General features: G+C 66.8%; 13 protein-coding genes and 2 pseudogenes. 6 read left to right on the top strand and 9 right to left on the bottom strand.

Annotation, left to right across the window (positions count from 1 at the left end; genetic code table 11):
* Positions 1 to 93: 93 nt before the first annotated feature.
* The 4 genes from OG623_RS24640 to OG623_RS24625 form a co-directional block, all read right to left on the bottom strand.
* Entirely contained in the window at positions 94 to 564 is a 471-nt protein-coding gene (locus tag OG623_RS24640; protein ID WP_406149289.1) for a nuclear transport factor 2 family protein, read from the bottom strand.
* Between the two features lie 306 nt (positions 565 to 870).
* Positions 871 to 1626 carry an SDR family oxidoreductase gene (locus OG623_RS24635; RefSeq protein ID WP_147985183.1) on the bottom strand — a complete coding sequence of 252 codons (756 nt, stop codon included), beginning with the start codon at positions 1624 to 1626 and terminating at the stop codon, positions 871 to 873.
* Between the two features lie 926 nt (positions 1627 to 2552).
* A complete protein-coding gene (locus OG623_RS24630) occupies positions 2553 to 2924 on the bottom strand; it encodes a VOC family protein (protein ID WP_406149286.1) in 372 nt (123 codons plus the stop codon).
* Positions 2925 to 2968: 44 nt separating this feature from the next.
* Complete coding sequence (locus tag OG623_RS24625) at positions 2969 to 3886, bottom strand: alpha/beta fold hydrolase (protein ID WP_200694939.1); 918 nt, start codon at positions 3884 to 3886, stop codon at positions 2969 to 2971.
* Between the two features lie 267 nt (positions 3887 to 4153).
* Between OG623_RS24625 and OG623_RS24620 the strand changes: the two genes are divergently transcribed.
* From OG623_RS24620 to OG623_RS24605, 4 genes are all read left to right on the top strand, one after another.
* Positions 4154 to 5263 carry an alkene reductase gene (locus OG623_RS24620; protein ID WP_147985180.1) on the top strand — a complete coding sequence of 370 codons (1110 nt, stop codon included), beginning with the start codon at positions 4154 to 4156 and terminating at the stop codon, positions 5261 to 5263.
* A gap of 300 nt (positions 5264 to 5563) precedes the next feature.
* Positions 5564 to 6316, top strand: coding sequence for an SDR family NAD(P)-dependent oxidoreductase (locus OG623_RS24615; RefSeq protein ID WP_147985179.1), 753 nt, complete (start codon positions 5564 to 5566; stop codon positions 6314 to 6316).
* A gap of 241 nt (positions 6317 to 6557) precedes the next feature.
* Positions 6558 to 6698 (top strand): hypothetical protein, encoded by a 141-nt coding sequence (locus OG623_RS24610; RefSeq protein WP_187281952.1) that lies wholly within the window; start codon positions 6558 to 6560, stop codon positions 6696 to 6698.
* Between the two features lie 245 nt (positions 6699 to 6943).
* Positions 6944 to 7399, top strand: coding sequence for an Rrf2 family transcriptional regulator (locus OG623_RS24605; protein ID WP_147985178.1), 456 nt, complete (start codon positions 6944 to 6946; stop codon positions 7397 to 7399).
* Here OG623_RS24605 and OG623_RS24600 read toward each other — a convergent pair.
* Positions 7294 to 7806, bottom strand: a complete 513-nt coding sequence (locus OG623_RS24600) for an SDR family oxidoreductase (RefSeq protein WP_406149285.1) — start codon at positions 7804 to 7806, stop codon at positions 7294 to 7296. The genes OG623_RS24605 and OG623_RS24600 overlap by 106 nt on opposite strands.
* A 438-nt stretch (positions 7807 to 8244) precedes the next feature.
* On the opposite strand from OG623_RS24600, the gene OG623_RS24595 reads away from it, so the two are divergent.
* Entirely contained in the window at positions 8245 to 9684 is a 1440-nt protein-coding gene (locus tag OG623_RS24595) for an MFS transporter (RefSeq protein WP_406149284.1), read from the top strand.
* Between the two features lie 460 nt (positions 9685 to 10144).
* Here the strand turns inward: OG623_RS24595 and OG623_RS24590 are convergent, their stop codons facing one another.
* The 3 genes and pseudogenes from OG623_RS24590 to OG623_RS24580 form a co-directional block, all read right to left on the bottom strand.
* Positions 10145 to 10750 carry a GyrI-like domain-containing protein gene (locus tag OG623_RS24590; protein WP_406149282.1) on the bottom strand — a complete coding sequence of 202 codons (606 nt, stop codon included), beginning with the start codon at positions 10748 to 10750 and terminating at the stop codon, positions 10145 to 10147.
* A gap of 63 nt (positions 10751 to 10813) precedes the next feature.
* Positions 10814 to 11248, bottom strand: a complete 435-nt coding sequence (locus OG623_RS24585; RefSeq protein ID WP_406151986.1) for a hypothetical protein — start codon at positions 11246 to 11248, stop codon at positions 10814 to 10816.
* Positions 11245 to 11708, bottom strand: a pseudogene (locus OG623_RS24580) (ISAzo13-like element transposase-related protein). The gene OG623_RS24585 and the pseudogene OG623_RS24580 overlap by 4 nt, the downstream one beginning before the upstream one ends.
* 291 nt (positions 11709 to 11999) lie before the next feature.
* On the opposite strand from OG623_RS24580, the gene OG623_RS24575 reads away from it, so the two are divergent.
* Complete coding sequence (locus OG623_RS24575) at positions 12000 to 12398, top strand: hypothetical protein (protein ID WP_406149281.1); 399 nt, start codon at positions 12000 to 12002, stop codon at positions 12396 to 12398.
* Between the two features lie 377 nt (positions 12399 to 12775).
* Here the strand turns inward: OG623_RS24575 and OG623_RS24570 are convergent.
* Positions 12776 to 13249 (bottom strand): annotated as a pseudogene (locus OG623_RS24570) (LLM class flavin-dependent oxidoreductase); the annotation flags it as partial.
* Positions 13250 to 13276: the final 27 nt, after the last annotated feature.

Genomic DNA, 13276 nt, shown 5'->3' with positions numbered 1-13276 from the left:
CGCCGTCCCTGGCGGAGAGCGGACCAGCAAGCTACCGCTGAGCCCGGAGTCGGCTCTCTCGCCACTGGAGCGGCCGCTCAATCCGGCAGGAGTTCAGGCGCCTGTGACCACGCTCGGCTCGCCCGTGGTCCACAAGGTGTGCAATACACGGCGGTCGATGCGCCACCCGTTGTCGGTGCGGACGAATGAGTCCGTGTACGTGCCGCCGGTGTGGTAGAAACCGGTGCCGCGGTGGTGGTGGGCGATGATCTGTGTTCGCGTGCGTACTCCCTCGTCGGTGGGCTCGACCCAGATCGCTCCCAGGAAGTGCTGGGTGGCATCGAGCCGCCTCATGAGGTCGCCAATGGCACCTGCGATCTCGTTCGCGCCCCGGGCCATCACGCCGGTGAAGTCCTCGCCGCCCGGGATGTAGCTCTCAAAGGTGTTTTCGAGCTCTGCGGTGTCGGTGAACGCGGCCGCAAGCTGACCGAAGTCGCGGCTATCCAGCGCCTCCACATATCCAAGGATCACCGACCGGATCTCTGCTTCGTCGCGACCGTCGATCTGCTGGGTGTTCTGCGTCATTACCCTTTTCCTTTGCTTCTGTGGTGCATGAATTGGTCGTTGGTGGACGGGAGAAGTCAGGTCAGGGAGCAGCACGTCGCTGGCGTGCTGCGTGTCGATGTACTCGTCCGCACAGGCGACGCGGTCATCGCGGTCGCCGCGCCGCGGTGGCCCTGTCGGAGCAGCGTCTCGGTGAGTGACTGCCCCAGGCCTGCTCAGGCGGCGGTGATGTGCCAGGTGTGGGGATCGCGTGTCATGTCCGTACCTTCTGGGCGGCCGGCTTGTGACGGCCCGTCCGGTCGCGTGGTCGGTGGTGGGGGTGTGCGGTCACATCTGTCCCAGGCCGCCGTCGACGAAGAGTTCGGCGCCCGTGGTGAAGGAGCTCTGGTCGGAAGCCAGGAACACCGCGGTGGCGGCCACTTCCTCGGGGCGGCCGATGCGGGCCAGGGGGATGCTGCTGCCCATCTGGTCCCTGACCTGCTGCCGGGACTCGTCGTCGTGCGCACCGGCCGCGACGTAGGTGGCAGGGGTATCGATGGGGCCGGGGCTCAAAATGTTGACGCGAATACCGCGTTCAGTCAGTTCGTAGGCCCAAGAACGGCCCAGGCTGCGCAGGGCGGCCTTGGTCGCGCCGTACAGGCTCATCTGGGGAACGTTGCGGGAGGCGCTGACCGAACCGACGAGGATGATGGAGCCGCCGTTCGTCATCAGAGGCAGGGCCTTCTGCACGGTGAACAGCGCTCCGGCCACGTTGACGGAGAAATGCCGGTCGTAGTCTTTCTGAGTGATCTCGGTCAGAGGGATCACGCTGCCGCCGCCCGCATTGACGAAGACGATGTCCAGCCGGCCGTGACGTTGCCTGATCGCGCTGATTACCTGGCCGATGGCATGAGGGTCGGCGACGTCGCCCTGGACGCCGGCGGCCTGGGTGCCGAGGTTCTCGACGGCGGCATCAAGTTCCGGTCGCCGTCGGCCGGTGATGTAGACGAAGGCTCCCTCCTCGATGAAGCGCCGGGCGGTGGCCAGGCCGATACCTGCGGTGCCGCCGGTGATGAGAGCGACCTTGTCGGACAGCTGTCCCATGGTCAGTTCCTTCCTTCTGGTGTTGTGGCCGAGGCCCTGTGGTGTTCGTTGTGTCGGGTAGGAGATCGGAGCTGTCGGGCAGGCTCCGCCACCGGGCGGGTGAAGGTCGAACAGGCCCAGAGGCGTGGCGGCGAAGGTCGTGGCTGCCGCTACGCAGAAGGTCGGGCCCGGGCTGAAGGGAAAGGTGGCGGCGTTGTCACCTGCGGCATGTACGCGACGGTGATCGCGAAGCCGAGGGAGCCTGCGACCTGCTGGGTGGTCTGGAGTAGGCCTGACATGAAGCCGGCGTCTTCCGCTTCCGGACCGGGCCTGATCACCACTGCGGTCGGGGTGAAACCCATGGCCGCCCCGACGCTTTGGATGAGCAGCGCGGGCAGGACGGCCCGTGGCGTAGTTGCCGGCGGAGTCGAGGGCAGGGAAGCGACGAACTCACCCTGATCAGGGGCGCCCCAGTGAGCGCGAGTGAATGCGAAGCCCGACGCCAGGTGCCCAAATGCAGCGCGCGTTGGCAGTGCTGCACGACCACGAGGAGGATGGCCGATCAGGTGCCGCCGATGAGCGCCATGACGGCCGGCCTTCAGCCCAGCAGCAGCAGTACTGCTGCGAGAACGAAGGACAGGATCGGCCAGCGGACTCAGTGGTATGGATGAAGCCGTGGACGAGCGCGAGGGGTCCGCCGGTGGCGGCGGCATCCACGTGTTCTCGAACATCGCCACCGACCGCCCCCGCAACAGCAAAAGCCGGGGCCGACACCGGCTAACCCACCAGGTCACGCCCGGCCCGACCCGCACCAATACCCTCGGTGGAACGAGGCCCTCTTCAAGGCGGGACGACCGCTACTGTCCCGGACGAGCGCAAGCAGGAATACGTGGCGTCATCGTCATTTCCGCTTCGGCCCTCGCTCGTACCGGTTACGCCGAGCGGCATCAGGCCGGGTTCTCGCAGAAGGCCTCCACGTTGTTGCCGTCCGGGTCCCGCACGAAGGCGGCGTAGTAGCTGTCGTGGTACTGCGGCCACACCTTCGGCTGGTGCAGAACCGGCGCCCCCTGGGCCACGGCCGCGGCGTAGAAGGCGTCGACCGCGTCACGGCCGGGTGTCGCGAAGCCGAGGTGCGTCTCACGTGAGGGCGATGCCGGTCCGACAACCGGACTGATCCAGAACTCCGGGCGCCCGAGCCCGTAGCCGATACGCTGCTGGTGCTCGATACGACGACCGGCGCCCAGAGGTGCGAGGACGGCGTCGTAGAACGCCGCGCTCTTCTCCGGATCGGCGACCTGGATCTCCACGTGGTCCAGCACGTTTTCCTCCTCATGGTGGTGGTGCGGAACAAGGACGGAAACGATCAGTCCTGGTAGTCGAAGAAGGCCCTGATCTCCTTGAGTACGCGTCCGGGTGCCTCGTGCAGGAGCCAGTGCCCCACTCCCTCGACAGGGCTGCCGGTCGCGTGCGGAGCGGCGTCCTTGAGGGCAGTGTGGAACGCATCGAAGAGCTGCGCCTGGGCGATGATGTGGACGGGCATGTCCAGGGGCTTGAGCATGAGTCGGCGGTTGTCGGCCTCGTCCTGCGGCCATGCCTGGTAGTAGCGCGACCCGTTGTGCAGCACGCCCGGCCGGCCGTAGACGCGCGCGTACTCCTCGAGGCTCTTCTCCGGGGCCGGTGCGCCGAGAAGTTGATAGAAGTACGAGAGGAAGAGGCGCTCCTGTCCGGCTACGAGCTGCTCGAAGAGCGGTTCCTGCTGGAAGAAGGAGAAGTGGAACGACAGCGGCTTGAGCTGGTCGAAGGTGAGTGAACCGCCGACGAGGCCAAAGTCCATGATCATCAAGCCGTCGAACTGTTCGGGCCACTGAGCCGCAAGGGCATAAGCGACGGCGCTGCCGAAGTCGTGCGCGACCAACTGCACCCCCTCCTGGTGGCCGAGTTGGAGGAGCAGGCGGTGCACGTAGCGGGCGAGCGTGGCCTTGTCGTGCGAGGGCAGCTCACCGGTGGTGTCCCCAAGTCCCGGCAGGTCCACGGCGATGACCGTGTGGCCCGGCAGCAGGTCGGGCATGATCGCCCGATATTCGTACCAGCTCTCCGAGAAGCCATGGAGCAGCACGATGGTGCGGGGGCCATCGCCTCCGACGACGTAGTGCATCTGAAGGCCGTCGATGGTGGTGAAGCGGTGCTCGAAGTGCTGAGCGAACTCCGGGTCATCACGGGTGGCGGCGTCGTAGCCCTCGCTCAACGGGGCTTCTGAAAGGGAGTGGAGGTGTGCGGACATGAGGGTGCTCCTGGAAGTTGACAGGGGGTGCCGGTCGGCGCGTTAATGTAACGAACCTTGATACAGCTTACACAGTGTCGCGCCGACAGGACCGGCCGTCCTGCGGAGCAAGGAAAAGCGGGCCCGTGGGGGCTCATCGCCGTTGATCCAAGAGGGACGGAGCCCCCCCCCGGCGAGTGGTGACGGGACGGAACGAGTGCTCCCGCACCACACCTCAGGAGCCGGCCCCACCCGTGCGTTCACCCATTCCGGAACGGAGTCACATCAATGACGTCGGCATCGACATCCGCGAAACCGTCTCTCTTCACGCCCGATTCGCTCGGAGACATCAAGCTCGCCAACCGTGTCGCGATGGCCCCGCTGACTCGGATGCGGTCGGGCCCCTCCGGCATACCCGGCGACCTGATGGTCGAGCACTACCGACAGCGAGCGAGCCTCGGACTGATCGTCACCGAGGGCGTCTACCCCAGCCGCGAGTCGCAGGCCTTCGTGGGGCAGCCGGGCATTGTCACTGACGAACAGGCGGCCGGCTGGCGGCGGGTGGCCGAGGCGGTGCATGCTCAAGGCGGCCGCATCGTGATGCAGGTCGTGCACGCCGGTCGCGTCACCCACCCCGATGTCAACGGAGGGCGGCGCATCCTGGCTCCCAGCGCGATCGCGATCAACGGTGAGGGACACACGGAGAAGGGCAAGCAGCCCTACCCAGTGCCGCAGGCACTGACCGCCCCGGAAGCCCGAGCGGCACTTGAGGACTTCATCACGGCCTCCCGCCGGGCGATCGAGGCCGGCTTGGACGGCGTAGAGGTCCACGCCGCCAACGGATACCTGCTACACGAGTTCCTCTCCCCAGCGTCGAACCACCGCACCGACGAGTACGGCGGCACACCGACGAACCGGGCCCGCTTCGTCGTCGAGGTGGTCACGGCAGTGGCGAAGGCCATCGGCGCCGGGCGGGTCGGGTTGCGGATCTCGCCCGAACGCAACATCAAGGACGCCCTGGAGACCGACAGGGACGACGCCCTGGCCACCTACGGTCACCTACTGGACCAACTGCGCCCGCTAGGCCTGGCCTACCTTTCCCTCCTGCACAAGGAGCTGGGGGGAGAGCTGGCCCAGCAGTTGCGCCGGCGCTTCGGTGGCAAGTTGATGGCCAACAGCGGGTCCATCTCGATCACGACGCGCGAGGAAGCGGTGGAGCTGATCGAGGCCGCTCACGCCGATGTCGTGGCCGTGGGCCGAGCGGCCATCGCCAACCCCGACCTGGTGGAGCGCTGGCAGGGCGAGCACCTGGAGAACGTGCCGCGCCCGGCACTCTTCTACACATCCGGCCCCGAGGGGTATACCGACTACCCGTTCCTCCAAGGCGAACATATCTAGGGATACGGGCGGGCCCGAGCCTGCCGTCGTTCGGCGCGGCCCGCTCGCTCGCTTTGTGGTCCGCCCCCGGGCTGCCACAAGGCCGCGTCGCGGCACCACGGCGTGGCAGTGCGGCGAGGTGAGGGGGTGGCGACACACCGCTGATGCGGGTCGCCGCCGACACCCACGGCAAAGTGTAATCAAAGCTGTTATATTTTATTTGAGCGGCTGGTGCAGCACCTCCGGCGTCCTTCACTGGAGGTGGCGGGCTCCCCGCAGCCTGCAGAGCCAGCCTCAGAGCAATTCTCCAAGGAGTGGGCAATGGGACAGCTTGACGGAAAGATCGCCCTGGTCACGGGCGGTACCACTGGTATCGGTCTGGGCGCGGCCCAGCGTTTCGCACGGGAAGGCGCCACCGTCTACGTCACGGGGCGCCGCAAGTCTGAGCTCGATGCCGCTGTGGCAGCGATCGGCGCGGACGCCGTGGGGGTGCAGAGCGACGTGTCCAGGCTCGATGATCTCGACGCCCTGTTCGCGACCATTAGGGAGCGCAGCGGACGGCTCGATGTGCTGTTCGCGAACGCAGGAGTGGGCGGCGTCACAGGCTTCGCAGACGTGACAGAGGAGGAGTACGAGCGAACGTTCGACATCAACGTCAAGGGCATGTTCTTCACTGTGCAGAAGGCGCTCCCACTCCTTCCCGAGGGCGCCTCGGTCATCCTCACCTCCTCGACCAATGCCTCCCAGGGCATTCCGGCGATGAGCGTCTACAGCGCCACCAAGGCGGCTGCGCGCAACTTTGCCCGGTCTTGGGCAGCCGAGCTGGCGGGACGCAAGATTCGGGTCAACTCGATCAGCCCCGGCCCCGTCGAGACCCCCGGTCTCCTGCGCTTCGCGGGTGACGACGCCGATGCGCAGCGCGAACTCAAGGAAAACTTCGCCAGCTCCATCCCCATGGGGCGGGTAGGGCACGTGGACGAAGTGGCCTCCGCCGCCGTCTTCCTCGCTTCCGACCAGAGCTCGTTCACCACGGGTGCCGAACTCTTTGTCGATGGCGGCCTCGCCCAGGTCTAGGTAGCAGACGGCCTGCAGGACGTTTCGCTGCGGACCGGACAGCGGCGAAACCGCCCTGCCGGAAGTGCGGACGGCGGTATACATGGGCGCCCCAGCTGCCCGCCCCGTAGGCGCGCACGGTCGCACTGCCCAGACGCGGTGACCATGAAATATCGGTGCAACGTCGGTCGTCGCGCTTTCCAGCGCTGGCGGAGCGGGGAGCTCCTTCGTGGAAAAGGGGTCAGGGGCGTGCGGCGTGTGCGTGAAAAGTCGCACGCGTTCGGCCGTGCACATCCTGACCTGGCTGGCGTGCGACCGGCGCGGCATCGACAAAGGGGAGACAACGCCCCAGCGCATCGCCGCCTCCCTCAGCGATCCCCTCGGCCAGGAGCTTGACCAGTGATCCCTGTCGGGCGTGTGCGATGTCCGCACAGCAGGGACGAACGGCGCAGCCCAGCTCCGCGAGCAACGTCGGCACGTGACTTGCTGCGGATGGCCTGCGTCACGATCGCGGACGCCCGAGCGGCATGCGACCCGGCTGGAGCACGCGGCGCCCGGTTTTTCTGTAACTGTTACAGTTTTTAGTGTCGCCGGCAGCGTGCGCGAGCGCCAGTCAGTACCGGCATCGACCGAGGGAGGCGAGCCCGCGTGAGCGCGAACAGCCGTATGAGCCTGGCCGTCCACATCCTGACCTGGCTGGCGTATGACCGGCGGGGCACCGACAAAGAGGTCGCGACGTCCCAGCGCATCGCGACCAGCGTCAACACCAACCCCGTCGTCATCCGGCGCTGCCTCGGGCAGCTCAAGGATGCCGGACTGGTAGAGGTCACCCACGGACGCAACGGCGGCTGGAACCTCGCCCGTCCGGCGGAGAAGATCTCTCTTCTCAACGTCTACCAGGCACTCCCCGAGGAGCCGATCTTCGGAATGCACGCCTCGGATCCCAACGCGGAGTGCTACGTGGGTTTCGGCATCCAGCACGCCCTGGGTCAGGTGTATCAAGAGGCGACTGAGGCTCTCTGCCGGTCACTGTCGGCCACCACCGTGGCAGACGTCCTGCGCGACACGCTGGCGTTCCACTCCGTATCCGCCGGGGCCCGCTGACCGTTCACGAGGTCACGCCACTCGGCCGCGGCAACTGTGGCCGTCGGCCCGGCGTACGGCGCTCCCTCTTGGCGTACCGGTAGGACGACTTTGCGTGCCTCGCGATCGCCCCTGGCTCGCGAGACACCAAGGTGTCGGCCGCACGACCGCCGACACGCTGGGCGCCTGATAGTCATACGGCCATCCACGTGAAGTTCCCTACCGGTCACGAAGGAACTCTCGTCGGTGGCGAGGAAGAGAGCCGCCGAGGCATCCCTGCCGGCTTCCCCGTACGACCGAGGGGGTCGTGGCCCAGCCTTCCCGGTGCGCTCAGCCTCCCCCGAGGTCTCGCCCTGGGATTCACGGAAGCCTCCGGTCTCGATAGGGCCGGGGCTGAGACCATTTACCCGGGCGCCTCGGCCACCCAACCCCTGTGCTCAGGAGCGTGCCGAACAGTGCGCGGCGGACCTGGATGCCGCGTACAGGCTTATACCAGGGTTGCCACCGTCAGCGCTCACCGAGCGACGGCACGCCCGATAACCGTCCCCCAGCCGGTGACGCGTGCTATCCGGTCATCCAGTTCTTCATGTTCACCCCTCTTCGTATCGGTCCTGCCACACGGGCGGGTGACACCACGAGGAGAAGCCCTGCATACGTGGCGGACGACGCGGGGCCTCTCGCGGTCGAAGTCCGGTCCGCCGTCGACAATTGCTAAAGTGTATCTACCCTAGTTACACTAACGGCATCGCTTCGACTACACGGCCGTGCCGGGCGAGAAGCAACTCCTCGCCCCTCGTGCAGGTGCCAGCCGCTCGCACGTGCGGCCTCCCTCCGCGTTTTCATCAACCATCCCCCTATGAGGTGGCATGTCCGTCCACACCGGCAGCGATGCCGATACATCCCCGGCCCCGACGGAACACCGCAGGGTGCCCACCGTGGCCGTGCCGCGCTTCGTCGCCCTGGCCACGGTCGCCATCCTGGCCACGCAGCTCATGCTGCAACTCGACGCGCAGGTGGTGACGGTCGCACTCCCCCAACTGCAACAGGATCTCGGCTTCTCCCCCGCCGGTCTGTCATGGGTGCCCAACGCCTACGCGCTGGCCTTCGGCGGACTCATGCTGCTCGGCGGTAGGCTCGGCGACGTTCTGGGCCGGGTCCGGGTCTTCACCATCGGAACAGTGCTGTTCGCTCTCGCGTCACTGGCCGCCGGCCTCGCCCCCGACGCGACGATCATGGTCGTCGCCCGGGTGGCGCAGGGAGTCGGAGCGGCCATCGCGGCACCGAGCATCCTGTCCCTGATCACCGCCATCGCCCGAGACGAGCATGCCCGCAGCCGGAACATGGCACTGTTCACCGCCGCCTCCGCAGTGGGCTCGTCCTTCGGCCTGATCGTCGGTGGCGCGCTGACCGCCTTCTTCTCCTGGCGGTGGGGGCTGTTGATCAATTTGCCCATCGGGGCCGTCGTCGTTCTCGTCGTCCAATGGCTCGTCAAGGAGGACCGGCCGACCGGAGGCCGGGTGGACGTGGCGGGAGCGATCACCGCGACCCTCGGGTCGCTGGCCCTCGTCTACGGTTTCGTGCACGCCGCAGAGACAGGCTGGGCCACCGCGGGAACGGTGGTCACCTTCGTCCTCGCTCTCGTCCTGCTCACCACGTTCGTCGCCGTCGAGCGGCGCGTCAGGCTCCCGCTGCTCGACCTCTCCCTGGTTCGTCATCGCAAGCGCGCAACGGCCCTGGGCGCCATGGGGCTCACCGTGGGGGTCCACTTCTCCCTGCTGTTCACGCTGGTGCAGTTCTACCAACGGGAGCTGGGCATGAGCGCCTTGGTCGCCGGCCTCGCCTTCCTGCCCCTGACAGGCACCATCCTGATCGTCACGCAGTTCGTTCCCGCATTCGTACGGCGGTTCGGAGCCGGTCGGTTGCTCGTCCTCGGCACGGCCCTGGTCACCATCAGCTTCATCTGGTTCGCCGCCCTGGACGACTCCAGCACCTACGTCGGCGGGGTCGTGGCCCCCCTGGTGCTCCACAGCCTCGGTGTCGCCCTCGTGTTCACCCCCGGGACGATGCTGATCATGGAGGGGGTGCCTGCCCGGCACAGCGGGTCGATGTCCGGGTTTCTGCAGATGGTTCAGCAGGTGGGCGGCTCCCTCGGCATCGCCGTCATCGTCGCGGTCCACACGAGCGGCGGCGAGCCCGGCACCTTCGTCCCCGGCCTGGCGGGTGCCTTCTGGACAGCGGCCGGCCTAGGTACCGCCGCCGTGCTCGTTGCCCTCTTCGGTCTCAGCGGCCGACGCTCTCGAAGCTAGCCCGCCGGGTGACCGCGGGTGTGCACCACCCAGGCCGGCCCACCTTCTTCGACCGAGTGCCGCCCAGTGTGGTGGCAGCGGCGAACGCCAGCTGCTGCTTCCGCACTCGAGGGTGAGCCACTGGCTTCGGAGGACGGCACTGCTGGGCCTTCCCGAAACGGTCAACCAGGGCGACAGCCCCGGCTACCGGCCGCCCCGGGGCCCCGCCCAGGCGGGGCCCCGGGGCGGTTACGACCTGAGGCGCCTCTGTCCGGCGACAAGAGGGCCGTCCGGCAAGGTCACCGAACGGTCAGAGGCGGGCAGGGGGTGAGTCAACGACGCACGACGCCGGTGGTCGACCACCTGGATCTGCCCCTCACCCTCGTCTACCGGGCAGTAGGCCAACACCACGGCGAGAGCGCGGGACGCTCGGCGATCCTATTGCGGGCTTCGAACCGCGGTCATTGGTGAGACCTGCAGGTCAGGCGACAGGGTCACGCAAGATGGTCCGCAACGCGTCCTGCGGCGTCTGTGCGGTAAAGGGGTCGATGTGGATCTCTCGATGCGGACCGGAGCGCCGAAGGCCCCTGTCACGGGCGAACGCGCCAAGCCGAGCGAGAGTTTCGAACTCGTCCTTGAAAGGCCCGTGATGCATCACCTGCACCACAAGGCTCTCGGGCAAGGTGAACAGCTCCACTTCGCCACCCGGATCGTCGGCACGGCCCGCCGCGTCACGGCGGGCCGACACAACTGCGTTATGGGTGGTCGAGTCGGCGACGCGGGTGGTGATGCGGTACTCAAGGAGATCGATGCTGTTGCCGGTGTAAAAGTCTTCGATCTCGACAGATTCGGCCTGCTTCGGATACCAGTAGAGAATCTCGATGACACATGCATCCGATGGAGAAATCCTCGCCGCACCGGGTAGGGACGCCTCCACCGCGGTAACGAAGGCCATCTTGCGATAGAAAGCCTCGGTCCCCGGACGGCCCGAGCCGCCCACCGAGAGGAACGTCGCCTCTGGCGCGCGCACAAGCTCTGGTGTGTCCGCTGCGGCAAGGTGGGAGGTGATGGCTCCGGGCTCAGGCATGAAGAGCTCCTTAAGGGGCGCTTCCGACGAGGAATTTCTCCATTCTGTCAGAATTCCACAGGATCAGCATCTTGACGAACACCGCACCCACTCGATGAGTATTTCGCTCTCCAAGGGCTTGCAGGTCATCAACACGGTGTCTTGAGCTTGGTGCTGGTGCCGCCGGTCAGCGCGAGGACCCTGGCTTGGAGGACTGCGAGGGGACGCGGGTGGGGTCTTCGCGGGCGGGATGGTGATGCTCTGGGCCTCGAGCAGTGTCTTCTGTTCTTGAGGAGGGTGCGGTGCATGGCCGTGCGGCTGCTGGCGAACCGGGGCATCCCGGTCAGGGAGGGGTCGGACAGCAGGGCGGCCATCTCTACGTCGCCGATCTGCACCGCGATGGGATAGCTGTCGGTGCCGAGCGCGGCCTGCACGCGCAGTCCAGTGCGGGTGGTGGGTCGCTGCGATGCTGTTCACGATGACTTCGTGGCTGGTCAGCGGGCGGCCACCCCAGTTCATGGTGATGCGCGAGAACAAACGGTGCTCGACCTTGTTCCACTTCGACGCGCCGAGGCGGCAGATGACACGCGGTGATGGTCTCTTTCGGCGGCGAGCCGTGCGAGTTCGAGTTTCCAGGCCCGGGTGCGGTTGCCGTTAGATCCGTCCGCATCGGCAATGACAAGCAGCCGGGTCGCCGCGGGTAGGCGTCCTGGCCCTGGCCGTGCCACCAGCGGTGGATTGACTCAACGGCAAACGCGACGGTGTCGTGATCGGTGCCGACGTCGACCCAACCGGTGTTCGCCTCGATGTCGTTGACCCCATGGGGGGACGGCCTTGCCCATCTGCGGGTCGGCGAAGTCGTGGACGCCCACCCCGCTGGGTCACCCGCCGGCCGCCACTGACGGCCGCCGTTCCTGAACTCTCCGACGAGCTCCTTCTTCTTACTGCGACGTGCACGACAGCGGCGGTGGCCCTCCACGCTGCATCGCCGATGTCGGGGTCCGCGACAGAGCGGGGCGTGGGCTGCTGTTCATCGAGGCTCCGTTCGACAAGTGGGTTGCTGGCGAGCGCAAGCCGGGAAGATCGGATGGTGCGAGTTTGCCGGGAGGCGGTGAGGGCCGCAGGGCCTTGTGGGCTGTCAGGCCGTCCGGCATGATCGCGAGCATGATGACCAACCGAAAGGCCCATGCCGCGTAGGCGGCCCGGCGCGCTTCGCGCCGAAAATCCGGTCCCGCCCGTTTGGAGCCCTTGGACCTGTCGAATTCCCGGGTTGTCCGAGCGCACCTGCGCCGAGATCCAGCGCACGGAGCGTGAGCACGGTGACTCCTGGGCCGGGCTGCGGGACGGCTTGTGGGACGGGGCGGTGGAAGCCGCGCTCAGGTACTACCGGGCGTTCCTGCGACAGCCCGGCCGCAACCTAGACCTGTGCTTCCCAGCCTCTCCCCATCCGGAGTCCTCGCTCGTCGACGTGGCGAACGCCCGGGATATTCTGCAAGAAGCGTTGCGTTCGCTTCCACAGCCGTCCCGCGCCGAACTCGGGCGAGTGGTGGCGTGTCTGGACGCAGAGTTTCGCCGCCGGACCTTGCCCGACCCACACGCCTACCGGCGCCTGCGGTGGCATGGCGAATGGCGGCACCGACGCCTCTACGACGGTGAATTCCGGTGGTGAGGGGCTGCAGCCCGACCGCCTTCTTGCCTCAACTCCGATGAGGCCGGGCGAAGATCGACCAAAATTTCCACGAAACGCCGTGCTGGGCCATGGCATGAGGGGAGCCGTATAGGTTGAAGAGATTGTGACGTCTGTCTTGGCCCGTACGGCTCTTTCGCATCGCATCTGCACTGGTATCCCGAGGAAACAGCCCGGTTCACTCATCGCTGAGTTGGCTGTTCCGTGGATGGCGCGGCAGGACTCCCGGCTGCGTGAACGCCGAGGTCACGACCGCCTGCGGGCCGAGGGAGGCGGGCCTGGCCATCAACTGCAGACCGATCCCTCTGGAGGAGGGAGTCGAGGCACGCCGGCTCTCCATGCAAATGAAACAGAATGACTCACGCTTCGCGCTCACTGGTGCCCGGAATCAGCGAACTGTCCAGGTCGACTGCCAGGTCAACTGCGAGCGCGACCAATTCATCGAGGTCTGCCAGCGGGTCGGTCGCCTCCGTGTCGAGGGGAAAGACGATCCTCTCCACACCGGCCTGTCCGTATCCGTTGACGATCTCAGCTTCGGCCGCCCCCACGTGCAGGACTGTCACCGGAACTTCACGGCCTGCGAATTCGCGCAGCCGCTCAATTTTCGGCTTCAGGCCGTCGGACGACTGAGGGTTGGGAAACCAGCCGTCTCCGACTTCCACCACCCGGGCGAATGCCTTTTCTCCTCCACCGATACAGACCGGGGGATGCGGGCGTTGCACAGGTTTGGTCCACGAATAGATGGGATCGAAGTTCACGAATTCGCCGTGGAACTCTGCCTTATCGCGGTGCCATATCTCCTTCATCGCGAGAATATGTTCAGATGCTATTGCGCCACGCTGCCCGCGGTGCCTGACGGG

It is taken from the genome of Streptomyces sp. NBC_01012, from assembly GCF_045162755.1.
Classification (GTDB): Bacteria; Actinomycetota; Actinomycetes; order Streptomycetales; family Streptomycetaceae; genus Streptomyces.
This window is presented reverse-complemented; position numbering and strand designations above follow the sequence as displayed.

Bases quoted from the DNA above. Each gene is read 5' to 3' on its own strand.
- OG623_RS24640 (WP_406149289.1), bottom strand. From the start codon at position 564: ATGACGCAGAACACCCAGCAGATCGACGGTCGCGACGAAGCAGAGATC.
- OG623_RS24635 (WP_147985183.1), bottom strand. From the start codon at position 1,626: ATGGGACAGCTGTCCGACAAGGTCGCTCTCATCACCGGCGGCACCGCA.
- OG623_RS24625 (WP_200694939.1), bottom strand. From the start codon at position 3,886: ATGTCCGCACACCTCCACTCCCTTTCAGAAGCCCCGTTGAGCGAGGGC.
- OG623_RS24620 (WP_147985180.1), top strand. From the start codon at position 4,154: ATGACGTCGGCATCGACATCCGCGAAACCGTCTCTCTTCACGCCCGAT.
- OG623_RS24615 (WP_147985179.1), top strand. From the start codon at position 5,564: ATGGGACAGCTTGACGGAAAGATCGCCCTGGTCACGGGCGGTACCACT.
- OG623_RS24595 (WP_406149284.1), top strand. From the start codon at position 8,245: ATGTCCGTCCACACCGGCAGCGATGCCGATACATCCCCGGCCCCGACG.
- OG623_RS24590 (WP_406149282.1), bottom strand. From the start codon at position 10,750: ATGCCTGAGCCCGGAGCCATCACCTCCCACCTTGCCGCAGCGGACACA.
- OG623_RS24585 (WP_406151986.1), bottom strand. From the start codon at position 11,248: ATGAACTGGGGTGGCCGCCCGCTGACCAGCCACGAAGTCATCGTGAAC.